This window comes from Streptomyces sp. SP18BB07 (assembly GCF_036322545.1).
Taxonomy (GTDB): Bacteria; Actinomycetota; Actinomycetes; order Streptomycetales; family Streptomycetaceae; genus Streptomyces; species Streptomyces deccanensis.
The window spans coordinates 99,833-117,034 of record NZ_JAQYWT010000363.1; the positions used below are offsets into that span (position 1 = coordinate 99,833).

Here is a 17,202-nt window from a genome sequence, read left to right on the forward strand (position 1 = left end):
CGGACGCGTTCGTCCGTACTCGTTTGGTGACCTCCCGGGAGGGCTACCCGTCGGCCCGCGCCGGCCTCCCCGGCCGCGCGCACAGCGGGATCGAGCACGCCACCTCCAGCCGTACTCCGTCCCGCAGCTGGAGGAACTGGCCCAGCGGATCGTCCGACACCCGGTCCCAGGGGAACGACGTGGCGTACGGGCCGATCGAGCGCAGCTGGGCCAGGGCGTCGGACCAGCGTTCCAGCCGGACCAGGACGTAGGTCAGCAGGTTGCGGACCTCGGCCGGCCACGGGTCGCCGGGGCCGTACTCGGCGGAGAGCGCGATCGCGCCGTCCGCCGCCCCGTCCAGCCGCGCGCGGGGGATCGCGGCCCCGCCGCCGTCGGCAAGGTACGCGAAGGCCGCCCGCACCGGCAGGGCCCGGACGAGGGACCCGGGGAGCGCGTCGTCGGCGGCCCGCTCGGCGAAGTCGAAGCACTCGCGGTGCGAGCCGTACCACGCGGCGGACAGGTACTTCAGGGCCGAGACATGACAGCCGTAGTGGTGCGGTGAGCGGCGGACCGCCTCCGTCCACAGCCGCTCGAAGCCGGTGTGGTCGAGCCCGGTGCCCCGGGCGTGGTCGAGCGCGATCCGCCAGGGCACCGGATCGCGCGGCTCGCCCTCGGCCGCCGCCGTGATCAACGGGCCGGCCTCGCGCAGCAGTTCGGCCCGGGCGGGGGAGCACCAGCCGCGGGCCACCGCCAGTTCGGCCCTGACCAGCAGGACGTCCGGGTCGTGCGGTGCGGCCCGGTGCCAGGTCCGCAGCCACGCGTCGCGCGCGTGGGCGAACGCGGCCAGCCGTAGCGCGTACCGGTCGCGGTTCTCCCACTCGGCCGACTCCCGGGTGGTCGCCAGCAGCTTCGCCGCCAGGGTGTGGTCACCGCGGCCGGCCGCCACCAGCGCGGGCCCGAGCCGCTCGTCGGGGGCGTCGAGCAGCACCTCGTCGTCGGCCGGCAGCCCCACGGCGAGCCGTGAGGTGTGACGTACCATCCGGGCCGTACGGACGAGCGCACGCAGCGGATCCATGGCGCCTGGCCCCCCTTTTGCGCCTCGCCCGGTGCCGCTCTCGCGGGCCGGGTGCTCACCGTCGTGGTTTCGCGGATTGATGGTTCGCTGTGAAGACGGAGGGACGACGAGTCAGGTTGTCTGAATCGGAGATCAGTACGAAATCGTCGGTCAACTCCGATACGGAACCGGTCAGTTCCTGCTCAAAAGTCGGGTGGCGCCCGCCGCCACCGTCGTCGCCAGGATCCAGCCCAGGATGATGACCACCGCCGCCAGCCACTGCCAGCTGTTCTCCAGCTGCCAGTAGCCGACCTGGCCGAGGTCGATGACCGGCAGCAGCAGGTCCAGGGCGAACAGGGACGCGTTCCAATCCGGGTGTTCACCGCTCTTCATCGGCGGATGCTCGGCGTGCGAGAAGGCGTACGAGGTGAGCGCCCACAGCACCGCCATCCACACCGCCGCCCGGCCCGGCCGGTACCCGTACGCGACCGTCCAGTCCTGCGCGTACCCCCAGAGCTTGGCCGCGAGCGGCAGGTTCTCCCGCCGGTGGCGCTGCTTGGCGAGGAGCACCTCGCGGGCGCCCTCGTCGTCCCCGCCCGCCCGCAGCACGGTCGCCAGCCGCTCGTACGGCTCCGGGCTGTACTCGGCGGTCGCCGCCGCCACCCACTCCAGCCGTTCGGCCAGCGGGAACTGGCCGCGCGGTACGAGGGTCTCGTACTGGAAGCCGCCCATGTGGAGGTTGCCCGGGCCGGGCCAGCTCTCCGACTTGTCGATCAGGACGCCGACGCGGGCCCCGGACAGGACGACCTTGCCGCGCTCGGGCTTCTCCCCGAGGAAGCGCAGCTCGGGCACCTGCACGCGGCGCAGCGACAGCTCCTGTTCGTCCGTGAAGGTGAACCGGGCCCGTTCCAGGTCGACGGAGTCCCCGAACCGCCCGTCGTCCAGTCTGATCCCGCCCTGGCACTCGAAGCGCTGCACGCGGGTCCCGCGCGCGGGGGTGCTGCCGCTGGTGTGCAGCGGATTGCCGAGGCCGGCCGGGGTCAGATACAGGGTGCGCTCGACGGTCAGCTGCGGCGCGTTCAGGGCGAGGCGGCCGTAGGGGTTGGCGAGCCGGCTGCCGCGCAGGCTGAGCGAGGCGCCGACCGTCGCGCCCCGCAGGCTCAGCTCGCCGTGCGACTCCAGCATCTCGGCCTGGACGTCCTGGGCGACGGTCAGCCCGTCGGCGGAGAGCGAGCGGCCGTGCCGGTCGCGGTAGACGACCGCCTGGTTGAGCAGCAGATCGGTGCCGATCTGGGCGTCCGCCAGCCGCACCCCGTTGTGGAACCGGCAGCGCGGCAGATGCAGATCGCCCTCCGTGTGCAGCCGGGCGGCCTCCAGCCGGGGCACCGAGCAGTCCACCAGCCGGACGGTCGTGAACCGGGCCTCCGGCAGCAGGATCTCCTTCTCGAACCGGCAGCCCTTCATCTCCACGTACGGCACCACCTGGCCGCCCGCGAGCTCCAGGACACCCTTGATCTGGACGCCGACCAGCTTCAGCGCGGACACCCGGCCGGCCAGCGCGGGCGGGCCGTCCAGCAGCAACCAGGCCACGATCCGGGCCCGCACGGTCCGCTCGGGGCCCCAGGGGTGGCCGCCGTGCGGATCGTCCACGGCGACGTCCCCGTTGCGCAGGTCGTACACGCTGCCGTTGCGGAAGGCCTGCCACATGCCCGCTTCCGCGGCGGTCAGGTCCTCCGGCAGGTCCCCGTCGTCCCGGAGGCCGGGCCCCTCGCTCACGACTCTTCCTTCCCCCGTCCTGTGCATGCACGTGTATCCAGCAACTGTTTACGCTGGTGATGCCCGCTGAGTGACAGCCTGAACGCTAGACGTGAAGAGGATCTTCCGGGTTCCCGCGCGAGCCGTATCAGCCATTGGAACGCGTGGACGGCCGCCGACGCGGGTCTGAGAGAATTGGGCCTGTGATCTCCCGAATCGATCTGCGCGGCGACGCCCTCCCCGAGGGACCCGCCCTGCGCGACCTGCTGCCCCGAGCCGACTTCGACGTCTCGGCCGCCCTGGAGAAGGTGCGTCCGATCTGCGAGGCCGTGCATCATCGGGGCGACGCGGCGCTGATCGACTTCGCGGAGAAGTTCGACGGGGTACGCCTGACCTCCGTGCGGGTCCCCGCCGAGGCCCTCACCGAGGCCCTGGAGCAGCTCGACCCGGCCGTCCGCGCCGCCCTGGAGGAGTCGATCCGGCGCGCCCGCACCGTTCACCGCGCGCAGCGCCGCACCACCCACACCACCCAGGTCGTGCCCGGCGGCACCGTCACCGAGAAGTGGGTGCCGGTCGAGCGCGTCGGCCTCTACGCCCCCGGCGGCCGGTCCGTCTACCCCTCGTCCGTGATCATGAACGTGGTCCCGGCGCAGGAGGCCGGTGTCCCCTCCATCGCGCTCGCCTCGCCGGCGCAGGCCGAGTTCGACGGGCTGCCGCACCCCACGATCCTGGCCGCCTGCGCCCTGCTCGGCGTCGACGAGGTCTACGCGGCCGGCGGCGCCACCGCCGTCGCGATGTTCGCCTACGGCACCGAGTCCTGCCCGCCCGCCCCCATGGTCACCGGGCCGGGCAACATCTGGGTGGCCGCCGCCAAGCGGTACTTCACCGGCGTCATCGGCATCGACTCCGAGGCCGGCCCGACCGAGATCGCGGTCCTCGCCGACGACACCGCCGACCCCGTGCACGTCGCCGCCGACCTGATCAGCCAGGCCGAGCACGACCCGCTCGCCGCCGCCGTGCTCGTCACGGACTCCGTCGCGCTCGCCGACGCGGTCGAGAAGGAGCTCCAGCCGCAGGTCGAGGCCACCAAGCACATCGAGGACCGCATCCGCCCGGCTCTCGCGGGCCGCCAGTCCGCGATCGTGCTGGTCGACGGCGTCGACGAGGGCCTGCGCGTCGTCAACGCCTACGGCGCCGAGCACCTGGAGATCCAGACGGCCGACGCCGCCGCCGTCGCCGAGCGCGTCGTCAACGCGGGCGCGATCTTCATCGGCCCCTGGGCCCCGGTCTCGCTGGGCGACTACGCGGCCGGCTCCAACCACGTGCTCCCCACCGGCGGCTGCGCCTGCCACTCCTCCGGCCTGTCCGTCCAGTCCTTCCTGCGCGGCATCCACATCGTCGACTACACCGAGGACGCGCTGGCCGAGGTCGCGCACCACGTGGTGACGCTGGCGGAGGCGGAGAACCTCCCCGCGCACGGCGCGGCGATCAAGGCAAGGTTCGGCTGGAAGGTACCTGGCAAGTGAGCTTCGGAATCGACGATCTCCCCGTACGGGACGAACTGCGCGGCAAGAGCCCCTACGGCGCGCCCCAGCTCGACGTCCCCGTACGCCTGAACACCAACGAGAACCCGTACCCGCTGCCCGAGCCGCTGGTCGAGCGGATCACCGAGCGGGTGCGCGAGGCGGCCCGGAACCTCAACCGCTACCCCGACCGGGACGCCGTGGAACTGCGCACCCGGCTCGCCGCGTACCTGACGGACACCTCCGGCCACGAGGTCGGCCTCGCCAACGTGTGGGCCGCCAACGGCTCCAACGAGGTCATCCAGCAGCTGCTGCAGACCTTCGGCGGGCCCGGCCGCAGCGCGATCGGGTTCGAGCCCTCGTACTCGATGCACGGCCTGATCTCCCGCGGCACCGGCACGGAATGGATCTCCGGCCCCCGCAACGACGACTTCACGATCGACCTCGCCGCCGCCGAGAAGGCGATCGCCGAGCACCGGCCCGACGTCGTCTTCATCACCACCCCCAACAACCCCACGGGCACCGCCGTCCCGGCCGAGACCGTCCTCGCGCTGTACGAGGCCGCGCAGACGGCGAAGCCGTCGCTCGTCGTGGTCGACGAGGCGTACATCGAGTTCAGCCACGGCGACTCGCTGCTGCCCCTCATCGAGGGCCGCCCGAACCTCGTCGTCTCGCGCACGATGTCGAAGGCGTTCGGCGCGGCGGGACTGCGCCTCGGCTACCTCGCCGCCCACCCGGCGGTCGTGGACGCCGTCCAACTGGTCCGGCTGCCGTACCACCTGTCGGCCGTCACCCAGGCGACCGCCCTCGCCGCCCTGGAGCACACCGGCACACTGCTGAAGTACGTCGAGCAGCTGAAGTCGGAGCGGGACCGGCTGGTGGAGGAACTGCTGGCGATCGGCTACGAGGTCACCGCGTCCGACGCCAACTTCGTGCAGTTCGGCCGCTTCGACGACTCCCACACCGTGTGGCAGAGGATCCTCGACCGGGGTGTCCTGGTCCGGGACAACGGAGTACCGGGCTGGCTCCGGGTCACCGCCGGCACCCCCGAAGAGAACGACGCGTTCCTCGACGCGGTCCGTGAACTCAAGAAGGAGCAGAACGCATGAGCCGCGTAGGACGCATAGAGCGGACGACGAAGGAGACGTCGGTCCTCGTCGAGATCAACCTCGACGGCACCGGCCGGACGGAGATCTCCACCGGGGTCGGCTTCTACGACCACATGCTCGACCAGCTCGGCCGGCACGGTCTGTTCGACCTGACCGTGAAGACCGACGGCGACCTGCACATCGACTCCCACCACACCATCGAGGACACCGCCCTCGCGCTGGGCGCCGCCTTCAAGCAGGCCCTCGGCGACAAGGTGGGCATCTACCGCTTCGGCAACTGCACGGTCCCGCTGGACGAGTCCCTCGCCCAGGTCACCGTCGACCTCTCCGGCCGCCCCTACCTCGTGCACACCGAGCCCGAGAAGATGGCGCCGATGATCGGCGAGTACGACACCACGATGACCCGGCACATCCTGGAGTCCTTCGTCGCCCAGGCCCAGATCGCGCTGCACGTCCACGTGCCGTACGGGCGCAACGCCCACCACATCGTCGAATGCCAGTTCAAGGCGCTCGCCCGGGCGCTGCGCTACGCCTCCGAGCGCGACCCGCGCGCGGTCGGCATCCTGCCCTCCACGAAGGGCGCGCTGTGAACGGGCTGTCCACCGTCCTGATCGTCGTCGGCCTCTTCCTGGTCGGCGGGATCATCTCGTTCGCCAAGCAGCAGATGCCGAAGAGCCTCATCACGCTGCTCTCGATCGGCGCCGCGATGTGCCTCGTCGCGGGCATCCTGCGGCTGGAGGTGTGGAATTGAGCACCGCGTCCAAGAACAACGCGTCCAAGAAGGTCGTCGTCTTCGACTACGGCTTCGGGAACGTGAGGTCCGCCGAGCGCGCCCTCGCCCGCACCGGCGCCGAGGTCGAGATAACACGTGACTTCGACAAGGCCATGAACGCCGACGGGCTGCTGGTGCCCGGCGTCGGCGCCTTCGCCGCCTGCATGAAGGGCCTCAAGGAGGCGCGCGGCGACTGGATCATCGACCGGCGCCTCTCCGGCGGCCGCCCGGTGATGGGCATCTGCGTCGGGATGCAGATCCTGTTCGCGCGCGGCATCGAACACGGCGTGGAGACCGAGGGCCTCGACGAGTGGCCCGGCGCGGTCGAGCCGCTCCAGGCCGAGATCGTGCCCCACATGGGCTGGAACACCGTCGACGCCCCGGCAGGCACCGAACTGTTCGCCGGCCTCGACGCCGACGCCCGCTTCTACTTCGTGCACTCCTACGCCGTCCACGACTGGACCCTGGAGACGCACAACCCGACCCTCACCACGCCCAAGGTCACCTGGTCCACGCACGGCAAGCCGTTCGTGGCGGCCGTGGAGAACGGCGCCCTGTGGGCCACGCAGTTCCACCCCGAGAAGTCCGGCGACGCCGGAGCGCAGCTGCTGAACAACTGGATCGGAACCCTGTAGCCATGGCAAAGCTCGAACTCCTCCCCGCCGTCGACGTCCGTGACGGCCAGGCGGTCCGGCTCGTCCACGGCGAGTCCGGCACGGAGACCTCCTACGGCTCCCCGCTCCAGGCCGCGCTCGCCTGGCAGAGCGCGGGCGCCGAGTGGCTGCACCTGGTCGACCTGGACGCCGCGTTCGGCACCGGCGACAACCGGGACCTGGTCGCCGAGGTCACCCGGGCCATGGACATCAAGGTCGAGCTGTCCGGCGGCATCCGGGACGACGCCTCCCTGGCGAAGGCCCTGGCCACCGGCTGCACCCGGGTCAACCTCGGCACCGCCGCCCTGGAGACCCCCGAGTGGGTCGCCAAGGTCATCGCCGAGCACGGCGACAGGATCGCCGTCGGCCTCGACGTACGCGGCACGACGCTGAAGGGCCGCGGCTGGACCCGCGACGGCGGCGACCTCTACGAGACGCTGGAGCGCCTCGACAAGGAGGGCTGCGCGCGGTACGTGGTCACGGACATCGCCAAGGACGGCACCCTCCAGGGCCCGAACCTGGAGCTGCTGAGGAACGTCTGCGCGGCCACCGACCGCCCGGTCGTCGCCTCCGGCGGAGTCTCCTCCCTCGACGACCTGCGGGCCATCGCCGAGCTGGTGCCCCTCGGTGTCGAGGGCTCCATCGTCGGGAAGGCCCTGTACGCGAAGGCGTTCACCCTGGAAGAGGCTCTGGAGGCTGTGTCGTCATGACGTCCGATGCCGTACGGCGGGTGCAGAGCGGGAGTCCCTGGGAGGAGTCCTTCGGTTTCGCGCGCGCCGTCGCGGCGGGCGACCGCGTCCTGGTGGCGGGCACCACGGCCTTCAAGGGCGATGTGCTCCATGGGGAGGGCGACCCCTACGAGCAGGCCAAGGTGGCCTTCACCAGCGCGGTCGAGGCGCTCGGCGAGTTCGGGCTCGGCGCCGCGTCCGTGATCCGCACGCGGATGTACCTGACGCACATGCGGGACGTGGAGGCCGTGGGGCGGGCCCACAAGGAGATCTTCGACCCGGTGCGTCCGGCCGCGACCCTGCTGGTCGTGGAGGGTTTCGTCGACCCGCGCATCCTGGTCGAAGTGGAGATCGAAGCATTCCGGGGCTAGGCCCCCGTCGAGCCTGGCCCAGCCTTACTGGGTTTTTCTAAGGAGCCGTGGATTCATGACCCTGGCGGTCCGAGTCATCCCCTGCCTGGACGTGGACAACGGCCGGGTCGTCAAGGGTGTCAACTTCCAGAACCTGCGCGACGCGGGCGATCCCGTCGAGATGGCGAAGGTGTACGACGCCGAGGGCGCCGACGAGCTGACGTTCCTGGACATCACCGCCTCGTCGGGCAACCGCGAGACCACCTACGACGTGGTGCGCCGCACCGCCGAGCAGGTCTTCATCCCGCTGACCGTCGGCGGCGGTGTCCGTACCGCAGAGGACGTCGACAAGCTGCTGCGGGCCGGCGCCGACAAGGTCGGCGTCAACACGGCGGCGATCGCGCGCCCCGACCTGATCCGCGAGATCGCCGAGCGGTTCGGCCGCCAGGTGCTGGTCCTGTCGGTCGACGCGCGCCGCACCGACTCCGGCTCCTTCGAGGTCACCACCCACGGCGGCCGCAAGGGCACCGGCATCGACGCCGTCGAGTGGGCCCACCGCGCCGCCGAGCTGGGCGCCGGCGAGATCCTGCTCAACTCGATGGACGCCGACGGCACCAAGGACGGCTACGACCTGGAGATGATCACCGCCGTCCGGGGGCACGTGACCGTCCCGGTCATCGCCTCCGGCGGCGCCGGCAAGCTCGCCGACTTCTCCCCGGCCATCGAGGCGGGCGCCGACGCCGTCCTCGCCGCCTCCGTCTTCCACTTCGGCGACCTGCGCATCGGCGAGGTCAAGGACGCGCTGCGGGGGGCCGGTCACCCCGTCCGGTGACACCTCCGGACCGTCGATGTAAGCCCCGGCCACCTGGTGACCGGGGCTTACATCGACGATCACCAGGTGGCCGGGACCCCCGCCGGGGCGCGCACACCGCGACTGGGCTCAGATCCCCAGCTGCTTCGTCTCGTGCAGCTTGGCGATCGCCTCCTTCTCGCCGTCCAACTCCACGTCGGCCACCTGCTGGCGGCCGTACAGGAACAGCAGCAGCTCGGAGGGCTCGCCGGTGACGGTGACCACCGGGGTGCCGCGATGGGCCACCGCCGTCCGGCCGTCGGGGCGGCGCAGGACCAGGCCGGTGGGGGAGCCACGGCCCATGAGACGGGCGGTGCGCTCGAGACGGGACCACAGGGCGTCCTGGAAGACATGGTCGAGCTCACGCGGGGTCCACTCGGGCCGGGCCCGGCGGATGTCCTCGGTGTGGACGTAGAACTCGATCGTGTTCGAGGCCTCGTCGATCTGCTTGAGGGAGAAGGGCGAGAAACGCGGCGGACCGGTCCGCACGAGCTGGATCAGCTCCTCGTACGGCTTCGCGGCGAACTCCTCCATCACCCGGTCCAGGCGGGACGCGAGCTGCTTGATGAGGATGCCCCCGGCGGCGTCGGGGCGGCGCTCGCGCACCACCACGTGCGCGGCCAGGTCACGGGTCGTCCAGCCCTCGCACAGGGTGGGGGCCTCGGGGCCCGCGGTCTCCAACAGGTCGGCGAAGAGAAGCCGTTCACGCTTGGCATGGGTCGACATGTCAGCCAGCCTACGACCGTGCCACCGCCGCGCCCAGCGCAGGTCCGGCCGAGGTGGAACGAGCCTCCTGGGACGGGGGGAGGCACGGGCGCCCGGCCGGCGTGGCATTTCGTATGACAAACAGGTCCGGCCTGTGGACAACGGACGAGGCCGGTCGGCGCGGCGCGGCACAATGGCACGCATGACCAGCACGCCGTCCTCCAGCAGCCCCCTCGGTCCCGGAGCCCCCACCGGCCCCGGCACCGCCGGCGCGCTGGACCCCGAGATCGCCGCCCGCCTCAAGCGCGGCGCCGACGGGCTCCTGCCCGCCATCGCCCAGCAGTACGACACCGGTGAGGTGCTCATGCTCGGCTGGATGGACGACGAGGCCCTGCACCGCACCCTCACCACCGGGCGCTGCACCTACTGGTCGCGCAGCCGCCGCGAGTACTGGGTCAAGGGCGACACCTCCGGCCACTTCCAGTGGGTGAAGTCCGTCGCCCTGGACTGCGACGCCGACACCCTCCTCGTCAAGGTCGACCAGATCGGCGCCGCCTGCCACACCGGCGACCGCACCTGCTTCGACGAGGACGTGCTCAAAGCCGTGGAAGGCGCCCCGGGCGCCGCCGATTCCGACGTACCGACACCGGATCAGTAAGGTCAGCCGCCATGGACCTCGAGACGTTCCGCAAGCTGGCCACCGACCGTCGGGTCATCCCCGTCAGCCGCAAGCTCCTCGCCGACGGCGACACCCCCGTCGGGCTCTACCGCAAGCTCGCCGCCGAGCGCCCCGGCACCTTCCTGCTGGAGTCCGCGGAGAACGGCCGTTCGTGGTCCCGCTACTCCTTCGTCGGCGTCCGCAGCCACGCCACCCTCACCGCCCGCGACGGCCAGGCACACTGGCTCGGCACCCCGCCCGTCGGTGTCCCCGTCGACGGGGACCCCCTCGCCGCCCTGCGCGCCACCATCGAGACGCTCCACACCCCGCACCAGGAGGGCATGCCGCCCTTCACCGGCGGGATGGTCGGCTACCTCGGCTACGACATCGTGCGCCGCCTGGAGAAGATCGGCCCCGGCGAGCGGGACGACCTGAAGCTCCCCGAGCTGACCATGCTGCTGACCAGCGACCTGGCGGTCATGGACCACTGGGAGGGCTCGGTCCTGCTGATCGCCAACGCCATCAACCACAACGACCTGGACACCGGCGTCGACGAGGCCCACGCCGACGCGATCGCCCGCCTCGACGCCATGGAGGCCGACCTCGCCCGGCCCGTCGCCCAGCCCCCGGCGGCCCTCCCGCCGTCCGAGCTGCCCGAGTACACCGCGCTGTGGGGCGGCCCCGACTTCCAGGAGGCCGTCGAGGACATCAAGGAGCGCATCCGGGCCGGCGAGGCCTTCCAGGTCGTCCCCTCCCAGCGCTTCGAAACCCCGTGCACGGCAAGCGCGCTGGACGTCTACCGCGTCCTGAGGGCCACCAACCCCTCCCCGTACATGTACCTGTTCCGCTTCGACGGCTTCGACGTCGTCGGCTCCTCCCCCGAGGCCCTGGTCAAGGTCGAGGACGGACAGGCCATGGTCCACCCCATCGCCGGCACCCGGCACCGGGGCGCCACCCCGCAGGAGGACCAGGCCCTCGCCGACGAACTGCTCGCCGACCCCAAGGAGCGCGCCGAGCACCTGATGCTCGTCGACCTCGGGCGCAACGACCTGGGCCGGGTCTGCGAACCGGGCTCGGTCGAGGTCGTCGACTTCATGTCCGTCGAGCGGTACTCGCACGTCATGCACATCGTCTCCACCGTCACCGGCCGGGTCGCGCCGGGCCGTACCGCCTTCGACGTCCTCACCGCCTGCTTCCCCGCCGGCACCCTCTCCGGGGCCCCCAAGCCGCGCGCGATGCAGATCATCGACGAGCTGGAGCCCTCCCGCCGGGGCCTGTACGGCGGCTGCGTCGGCTACCTCGACTTCGCCGGGGACTCCGACACCGCCATCGCCATCCGCACGGCCCTCCTCCGGGACGGCACGGCCTACGTCCAGGCCGGCGCCGGCATCGTCGCCGACTCCGACCCCGTCGCCGAGGACACCGAATGCCGCAACAAGGCGGCAGCGGTCCTGAGGGCGGTGCACACGGCCAACCGACTGGGGCAGTAGGGCGCTGCCGACCCGCCGGATGACGCGGTCGGCAGCACGTGCCCCTCTTCAGATGTGCCATAGGGCGCTTCTCACTTGAACCCTCCCCTTGTGGAGCCCAAGGGGATTTCTGGCTCACGCCGCCCGGCTACTCAGCGAGAGGCCAGGTCCTACGCGCTCAACACCAGCCGGGTTGGAACCAGCCCGGATTCCTGCCAGGAAACACGACTGGTCGGGCCCTTGCTGCGAGGGGACCTCTACTTCACCTGTTCGTGTGAGTAATCTCCGGAGGTTTCCGAAGAGCCCCGGGTGACAACCCACCCGGGGCTCAGGCGATAGTGGGGTACGTGACCGCCGTACCTCACCCCCGTTCCGAACCCGCGTCCGCCCGCTCCGGTCGGCGCAGCCTCGCCCTGGCCCTGCTCAGCGGTGCCCTCGGCGCGGCCGTCGTGCTGCTCGCCACCCGGCAGCGCTGGTCGGAGGGCACCATCACGGTGGCCGGCGGCCCCTTCCCGCTGACCGCCAAGGGCAGCGACGTCACGGGCGTCCCGGCGTCCCTCGCCGTGGTGGGCCTCGCCGCGCTCGTCGCCGTCTTCGCCGTACGCCGGTCCGGGCGCGTCCTGGTCGCCGCCCTGCTCGCCCTCTCCGGCGCGGGCACCGTCGCCGCGGCGCTGCTCGGGGCGTACGACAGCGCGGCGCTCGACGACAAGGCGGCCGAGGCCTCCGGCGACAGTGGCGCGACCGTCGACGCGCTCAGCCACACCGGCTGGCCGTACGTCGCGGCCGTCGGCGGCGCGCTCATCCTGCTCGCCGGACTGCTCGCCCTGCGCTACGGACGGCAGTGGCCCACGATGTCCGGCCGCTACGAACGCGACGGCACCCCCCAGCCCCGCAAGGCCAGGCCGGTCGACCCCGACCGGCCCGAGGACATGTGGAAGGCCCTGGACCGGGGCGAGGACCCGACGGGACACGACCCCGCCTGAGGTCCGCTCGGCACGGACGCGCGGGCCGCACGAACGGATCCGGGAACGTGAGAGTGGACACCCCCGCTCATGGCACCCGTACCCGTACGGAACAATGGACGACGAGCGTCCGACTCAGCACAGGCATCGAGCGTCACGCATCGAGCACGACGCAATGAACAACGAGGAGCAAGTCATGGCGGGCAGCAGCCACGGTCACACCCCGGCCGCCTGGACCGGCGTCACCATCGCCTTCATCGGTTTCTGCGTCTCGGGCGCCTACATGGTGATGGCCCAGCCGCTGGGATTCTGGGCCGGCATGGTCATCGTCGTCCTCGGCGGCGTCGTCGGCATGGTCATGCGCGCCATGGGCATGGGCCAGCCCAAGGACGCGCACGCCGTGTACGAGAAGGCGGCGGTGCGCTCCGGCAGCGCGGCCACGTCGACCACCGAGCCGGCCGCCGTCCAGAGCTGACGTCCGTGGGAGGGGCGGCCCGGCGGGATCGAACCGCCGGGCCGCCCCTCGTGCGCGTGTACGGCCCGCGCGGGGCAGAATGCGGTGTGTGAACGCCGAGACCGCACCGACCGCGCCGCAGCGGGGCCGCGCGCTCCGCGGCCTCTGGGTGCCCGCCGCGGCGCTCACCGTCGTCGGCAGCGCCTTCGCGTACGTCGCGGCCGTCGACCCCAACGAACCCGGCCACTACCCGGTCTGCCCGCTGTGGCGCTTCACCGGCCTCTACTGCCCCGGCTGCGGCGGTCTGCGCAGCGCGCACGCCTTCGCGCACGGCGACCTCGCGACCGCGCTCACCGACAACGCGCTGGCCGTCGCGGGGTTCCTGGGATTCGCGGTGCTGTGGACCGTTTGGGTGGTCCAGGTGGCGCGCGGACGACCCCTGCGGCTTCGGTTCGGGACCGTTCAGATGTGGTCGCTCGGCGCATTGGCGCTGGTCTTCACGGTTGTCCGGAACCTGCCGTTCGGTGGCTGGCTCCACCCTTGATCAACAGGCGAACGTCCAGGTAATGGGACCGTCGTCAACCGGATGCGAGCCCTACGCCCTCCTCCGGATACCATCGCAGTGAACCGCCTGAACCCTGAGAACCGCTCGACTGTCAATACATGACCGTCAAAGGTTGTCACTGATTTTTGCCGTTTCCACCGTTTCACCGTCTGAAAGGGGGCCGCTCGCGTGAGTGTGCTCGACGAGATCATCGACGGAGTCCGTGCCGACCTCGCGGAGCGGCAGGCGCGCGTCAGCCTCGACGAGCTCAAGGAGCGCGCGGCGAAGGCTCCGGCGGCCAAGGACGGCGCGGCCGCGCTGCGCGGCGACGGCGTCAAGGTGATCTGCGAGGTCAAGCGTTCCAGCCCCTCCAAGGGCGCGCTCGCCGCGATCGCCGACCCGGCCGGGCTCGCGGCCGACTACGAGGCGGGCGGCGCGGCCGTCATCTCCGTCCTCACCGAACAGCGCCGCTTCGGCGGCTCGCTGGCCGACCTGGAGGCCGTCCGCGCCCGCGTGGACATCCCCGTCCTGCGCAAGGACTTCATCGTCACCTCGTACCAGCTGTGGGAGGCGCGGGCGTACGGCGCCGACGTGGCGCTGCTGATCGTCGCGGCCCTCGACCAGCCGGCGCTGGAGTCGCTGATCGAGCGCGCCGAGTCCATCGGGCTCACCCCGCTCGTCGAGGTCCACGACGAGGACGAGGTCGAGCGCGCGGTCGACGCCGGCGCCCGTGTGATCGGCGTCAACGCCCGCAACCTCAAGACCCTCGAGGTCGACCGCACCACCTTCGAGCGCGTCGCCCCCGAGATCCCGGACTCCATCGTCAAGATCGCCGAGTCCGGCGTCCGTGGCCCGCACGACCTCATCGCCTACGCCAACGCCGGCGCCGACGCGGTCCTCGTGGGCGAGTCCCTCGTCACCGGCAAGGACCCCAGGACCGCCGTCGCCGACCTGGTGGCCGCGGGCGAGCACCCGGCGCTGCGGCACGGCCGGAGCTGACCCGGCATGACCGACCGCACGGCCGTGACCGGTGTCGCCCACACGGGTGAGGCGGTGCCGGTAGGCTGTGCCCCGATGTTCTCGATCACCATGACACCCAGGGACCCCTACGCCCGCCTCGCGCGCGGGTGCCGTCCCCGTGGCTGCCGGGCGCCCGCCCGTCGTGTCCACGGGCGCCGGGTCCGCTATGTCATCGGTGACGAGCCGGGTCAGGTGAACGGCATGCGATGGCCCAGGACACGTACGCGGACGCCTGCGGGCAGCTGAGCCGCGTTTCCCTTCGCTGACCGCCGGGTGTCGCGTCCCCGGCGGCGGGTGAGGGTGGAGACGACCGGTTCGGTACCACCGATCATCGCCGTCGTGGTCACTCGCCGTCTCGGCGGGGGCGCGAGGGCGGCGTGCGCGTACGTGATCGCTGTGAGTCATAGTCCGACCGACGACGGGGCCCTGCCCCTGCGAGGTAGTCGCATGTCCAGTGAGTTCTTCATTCCTGACCCCGAGGGTCAAGTCCCCAGCGCCGAGGGGTACTTCGGCGCGTTCGGCGGCAAGTTCATCCCGGAGGCGCTGGTCGCCGCCGTGGACGAGGTCGCCGTGGAGTACGACAAGGCGAAGCACGATCCCGAGTTCGCACGCGAGCTCGACGATCTGCTCGTCCACTACACCGGCCGGCCCAGCTCGCTCACCGAGGTGCCCCGGTTCGCCGAGCACGCCGGGGGAGCGCGGGTCTTCCTCAAGCGCGAGGACCTGAACCACACCGGGTCTCACAAGATCAACAACGTGCTCGGGCAGGCCCTGCTCACCAAGCGCATGGGCAAGACCCGGGTGATCGCCGAGACGGGAGCGGGCCAGCACGGCGTCGCCACCGCCACGGCCTGCGCGCTCTTCGGCCTCGACTGCACCATCTACATGGGCGAGATCGACACCCAGCGGCAGGCCCTCAACGTCGCTCGGATGCGCATGCTCGGCGCCGAGGTCGTCGCCGTGAAGTCCGGCTCCCGCACCCTCAAGGACGCCATCAACGAGGCGTTCCGGGACTGGGTCGCCAACGTCGACCGCACCCACTACCTCTTCGGGACCGTGGCCGGCCCCCACCCCTTCCCCGCCATGGTCCGCGACTTCCACCGGGTCATCGGCGTCGAGGCCAGGCAGCAGATCCTCGAACGCGCCGGACGGCTGCCCGATGCGGCCGTCGCCTGCGTCGGCGGCGGATCGAACGCCATCGGGCTCTTCCACGCCTTCATCCCGGACACCGACGTACGCCTCATCGGCTGCGAGCCGGCCGGGCACGGCATCGAGACCGGTGAGCACGCGGCGACGCTGACCGCCGGGGAGCCGGGCATCCTGCACGGCTCGCGCTCGTACGTCCTCCAGGACGAGGAGGGCCAGATCACCGAGCCCTACTCGATCTCGGCGGGTCTGGACTACCCGGGCATCGGCCCCGAGCACTCCTACCTCAAGGACAGCGGCCGGGGCGAGTACCGCGCGGTCACCGACGACGCGGCCATGCAGGCGCTGCGTCTGCTGTCGCGCACCGAGGGCATCATCCCGGCCATCGAGAGCGCCCACGCGCTCGCCGGGGCCCTGGAGGTCGGCAGGGAACTGGGCAAGGACGGGCTGATCGTCGTCAACCTGTCCGGGCGCGGCGACAAGGACATGGACACGGCCGCGCGCTACTTCGGCCTGTACGACGAGGGCGCCGACGCCGAGGTCGCCGCCGACGCGGCCGATCTCGCCGAGATCGAAGGGGACGCCAAGTGAGCGGCAACATCCAGCTGTTGAGCGACACCCTCGCCGCCGCCAAGGCGGAGGGGCGGTCCGCGCTGATCGCCTATCTGCCGGCCGGGTTCCCGACCGTCGACGGCGGTATCGCCGCGATCAAGGCGGTCTTCGAGGGCGGCGCGGACGTCGTCGAGGTCGGTCTGCCGCACAGCGACCCGGTCCTGGACGGACCCGTCATCCAGACCGCCGACGACATCGCCCTGCGGGGCGGCGTCAAGATCGCGGACGTGATGCGTACGGTCCGTGAGGCGTACGAGGCCACCGGGAAGCCGGTGCTCGTCATGACGTACTGGAACCCCATCGACCGCTACGGCGTCGAGCGCTTCACGGCCGAGCTCGCGGAGGCGGGCGGCGCGGGCTGCATCCTGCCCGACCTGCCTGTCCAGGAGTCGGCGCTGTGGAGGGAGCACGCGGAGAAGCACGGCCTCGGCACGGTGTTCGTCGTCGCGCCCAGCAGCAAGGACGCCCGGCTCGCGGAGATCACTGCCGCGGGCAGCGGCTTCGTCTACGCGGCCTCGCTGATGGGGGTCACGGGCACCCGGGAGTCGGTGGGCGCGCAGGCCCAGGACCTGGTGGAACGCACCCGGGCCACGGGGTCGGGCCTGCCGGTCTGCGTCGGCCTCGGCGTCTCCAACGCCGAGCAGGCCGCCGAGGTCGCCGGATTCGCCGACGGTGTGATCGTGGGCTCCGCGTTCGTGAAGCGGATGCTGGACGCGCCCGACGAGGCGGCCGGCCTGGACGCGGTCCGGGAACTGGCGGGCGACCTCGCGAAGGGCGTACGCCGGAGCGCGTGAGGGAGCTTGTGACGTTCACCTGTTTGTCGTACGGGGACGGCTGGACGTAACGGGCAACCCGCTCA

At 71.7% G+C, this 17,202-nt stretch carries 20 protein-coding genes; 17 read left to right on the top strand and 3 right to left on the bottom strand.

The features are described 5' to 3' along the window. Positions 1-43 precede the first annotated feature (43 nt). Together PUR53_RS41630 and PUR53_RS41635 are read right to left on the bottom strand one after the other, a co-directional pair. On the bottom strand, positions 44-1,054 hold the full coding sequence (locus PUR53_RS41630; RefSeq protein WP_329912040.1) for a hypothetical protein: 1,011 nt from the start codon (positions 1,052-1,054) through the stop codon (positions 44-46). 171 nt (positions 1,055-1,225) lie between these two features. Continuing rightward, positions 1,226-2,809 carry an oxidoreductase gene (locus PUR53_RS41635; protein ID WP_329899016.1) on the bottom strand — a complete coding sequence of 528 codons (1,584 nt, stop codon included), beginning with the start codon at positions 2,807-2,809 and terminating at the stop codon, positions 1,226-1,228. Positions 2,810-2,991: 182 nt separating this feature from the next. Between PUR53_RS41635 and hisD the strand changes: the two genes are divergently transcribed. Genes hisD through hisF form a run of 8 tightly spaced genes read left to right on the top strand, consistent with a single transcriptional unit; the run spans position 2,992 to position 8,755 of the window. Beyond that, positions 2,992-4,314, top strand: coding sequence for a histidinol dehydrogenase (hisD, locus tag PUR53_RS41640; RefSeq protein WP_329912041.1), 1,323 nt, complete (start codon positions 2,992-2,994; stop codon positions 4,312-4,314). Then, the gene (locus PUR53_RS41645) at positions 4,311-5,420 is read left to right on the top strand and encodes a histidinol-phosphate transaminase (protein ID WP_329899017.1); all 1,110 of its coding nucleotides are present in this window, start codon (positions 4,311-4,313) and stop codon (positions 5,418-5,420) included. Before hisD ends, PUR53_RS41645 begins: the two co-directional genes overlap by 4 nt. After that, complete coding sequence (hisB, locus tag PUR53_RS41650; protein ID WP_329899018.1) at positions 5,417-6,010, top strand: imidazoleglycerol-phosphate dehydratase HisB; 594 nt, start codon at positions 5,417-5,419, stop codon at positions 6,008-6,010. The genes PUR53_RS41645 and hisB overlap by 4 nt, the downstream gene beginning before the upstream one ends. Next, positions 6,007-6,171 carry a hypothetical protein gene (locus PUR53_RS41655; RefSeq protein WP_033528086.1) on the top strand — a complete coding sequence of 55 codons (165 nt, stop codon included), beginning with the start codon at positions 6,007-6,009 and terminating at the stop codon, positions 6,169-6,171. The genes hisB and PUR53_RS41655 overlap by 4 nt, the downstream gene beginning before the upstream one ends. Next, a complete protein-coding gene (gene hisH / locus PUR53_RS41660; RefSeq protein WP_329899019.1) occupies positions 6,162-6,827 on the top strand; it encodes an imidazole glycerol phosphate synthase subunit HisH in 666 nt (221 codons plus the stop codon). The genes PUR53_RS41655 and hisH overlap by 10 nt, the downstream gene beginning before the upstream one ends. A 2-nt stretch (positions 6,828-6,829) precedes the next feature. Beyond that, on the top strand, positions 6,830-7,555 hold the full coding sequence (priA, locus tag PUR53_RS41665) for a bifunctional 1-(5-phosphoribosyl)-5-((5-phosphoribosylamino)methylideneamino)imidazole-4-carboxamide isomerase/phosphoribosylanthranilate isomerase PriA (protein ID WP_192362382.1): 726 nt from the start codon (positions 6,830-6,832) through the stop codon (positions 7,553-7,555). Then, positions 7,552-7,944 carry a RidA family protein gene (locus PUR53_RS41670; RefSeq protein ID WP_086802851.1) on the top strand — a complete coding sequence of 131 codons (393 nt, stop codon included), beginning with the start codon at positions 7,552-7,554 and terminating at the stop codon, positions 7,942-7,944. Before priA ends, PUR53_RS41670 begins: the two co-directional genes overlap by 4 nt. A 55-nt stretch (positions 7,945-7,999) precedes the next feature. Then, a complete protein-coding gene (gene hisF, locus PUR53_RS41675; RefSeq protein ID WP_329899020.1) occupies positions 8,000-8,755 on the top strand; it encodes an imidazole glycerol phosphate synthase subunit HisF in 756 nt (251 codons plus the stop codon). 108 nt (positions 8,756-8,863) lie between these two features. Here the strand turns inward: hisF and PUR53_RS41680 are convergent, their stop codons facing one another. Further along, positions 8,864-9,499, bottom strand: a complete 636-nt coding sequence (locus PUR53_RS41680; protein WP_329912042.1) for a TIGR03085 family metal-binding protein — start codon at positions 9,497-9,499, stop codon at positions 8,864-8,866. A 181-nt stretch (positions 9,500-9,680) separates the two neighbouring features. On the opposite strand from PUR53_RS41680, the gene hisI reads away from it, so the two are divergent. The 9 genes from hisI to trpA all read left to right on the top strand — a co-directional run bounded on the left by hisI (position 9,681) and on the right by trpA (position 17,137). Continuing rightward, the gene (hisI, locus tag PUR53_RS41685; RefSeq protein WP_329912043.1) at positions 9,681-10,136 is read left to right on the top strand and encodes a phosphoribosyl-AMP cyclohydrolase; all 456 of its coding nucleotides are present in this window, start codon (positions 9,681-9,683) and stop codon (positions 10,134-10,136) included. Between the two features lie 11 nt (positions 10,137-10,147). After that, entirely contained in the window at positions 10,148-11,626 is a 1,479-nt protein-coding gene (locus PUR53_RS41690; protein ID WP_329912044.1) for an anthranilate synthase component I, read from the top strand. Positions 11,627-11,943: 317 nt separating this feature from the next. Beyond that, positions 11,944-12,588 (top strand): TIGR02234 family membrane protein, encoded by a 645-nt coding sequence (locus PUR53_RS41695; protein ID WP_329912045.1) that lies wholly within the window; start codon positions 11,944-11,946, stop codon positions 12,586-12,588. A gap of 175 nt (positions 12,589-12,763) precedes the next feature. Beyond that, entirely contained in the window at positions 12,764-13,042 is a 279-nt protein-coding gene (locus tag PUR53_RS41700) for an HGxxPAAW family protein (protein WP_329912046.1), read from the top strand. Positions 13,043-13,121: 79 nt separating this feature from the next. Then, positions 13,122-13,565, top strand: coding sequence for a DUF2752 domain-containing protein (locus tag PUR53_RS41705; RefSeq protein ID WP_329912047.1), 444 nt, complete (start codon positions 13,122-13,124; stop codon positions 13,563-13,565). 189 nt (positions 13,566-13,754) lie between these two features. Further along, positions 13,755-14,564 (top strand): indole-3-glycerol phosphate synthase TrpC, encoded by an 810-nt coding sequence (gene trpC, locus PUR53_RS41710; RefSeq protein ID WP_319235418.1) that lies wholly within the window; start codon positions 13,755-13,757, stop codon positions 14,562-14,564. 75 nt (positions 14,565-14,639) lie between these two features. Continuing rightward, complete coding sequence (gene trpM / locus PUR53_RS41715) at positions 14,640-14,831, top strand: tryptophan biosynthesis modulator TrpM (protein ID WP_329899319.1); 192 nt, start codon at positions 14,640-14,642, stop codon at positions 14,829-14,831. Positions 14,832-15,032: 201 nt separating this feature from the next. Then, positions 15,033-16,322: a tryptophan synthase subunit beta gene (gene trpB, locus PUR53_RS41720; protein ID WP_329912048.1), complete on the top strand. Its 1,290-nt coding sequence runs from the start codon at positions 15,033-15,035 to the stop codon at positions 16,320-16,322. After that, the gene (gene trpA, locus PUR53_RS41725) at positions 16,319-17,137 is read left to right on the top strand and encodes a tryptophan synthase subunit alpha (RefSeq protein WP_329899027.1); all 819 of its coding nucleotides are present in this window, start codon (positions 16,319-16,321) and stop codon (positions 17,135-17,137) included. Before trpB ends, trpA begins: the two co-directional genes overlap by 4 nt. Positions 17,138-17,202: the final 65 nt, after the last annotated feature.

Bases quoted from the DNA above. Each gene is read 5' to 3' on its own strand.
- PUR53_RS41630 (WP_329912040.1), bottom strand. From the start codon at position 1,054: ATGGATCCGCTGCGTGCGCTCGTCCGTACGGCCCGGATGGTACGTCAC.
- hisB (WP_329899018.1), top strand. From the start codon at position 5,417: ATGAGCCGCGTAGGACGCATAGAGCGGACGACGAAGGAGACGTCGGTC.
- priA (WP_192362382.1), top strand. From the start codon at position 6,830: ATGGCAAAGCTCGAACTCCTCCCCGCCGTCGACGTCCGTGACGGCCAG.
- PUR53_RS41670 (WP_086802851.1), top strand. From the start codon at position 7,552: ATGACGTCCGATGCCGTACGGCGGGTGCAGAGCGGGAGTCCCTGGGAG.
- hisF (WP_329899020.1), top strand. From the start codon at position 8,000: ATGACCCTGGCGGTCCGAGTCATCCCCTGCCTGGACGTGGACAACGGC.
- PUR53_RS41680 (WP_329912042.1), bottom strand. From the start codon at position 9,499: ATGTCGACCCATGCCAAGCGTGAACGGCTTCTCTTCGCCGACCTGTTG.
- hisI (WP_329912043.1), top strand. From the start codon at position 9,681: ATGACCAGCACGCCGTCCTCCAGCAGCCCCCTCGGTCCCGGAGCCCCC.
- PUR53_RS41690 (WP_329912044.1), top strand. From the start codon at position 10,148: ATGGACCTCGAGACGTTCCGCAAGCTGGCCACCGACCGTCGGGTCATC.
- PUR53_RS41700 (WP_329912046.1), top strand. From the start codon at position 12,764: ATGGCGGGCAGCAGCCACGGTCACACCCCGGCCGCCTGGACCGGCGTC.
- PUR53_RS41705 (WP_329912047.1), top strand. From the start codon at position 13,122: ATGCGGTGTGTGAACGCCGAGACCGCACCGACCGCGCCGCAGCGGGGC.
- trpM (WP_329899319.1), top strand. From the start codon at position 14,640: ATGTTCTCGATCACCATGACACCCAGGGACCCCTACGCCCGCCTCGCG.
- trpB (WP_329912048.1), top strand. From the start codon at position 15,033: ATGTCCAGTGAGTTCTTCATTCCTGACCCCGAGGGTCAAGTCCCCAGC.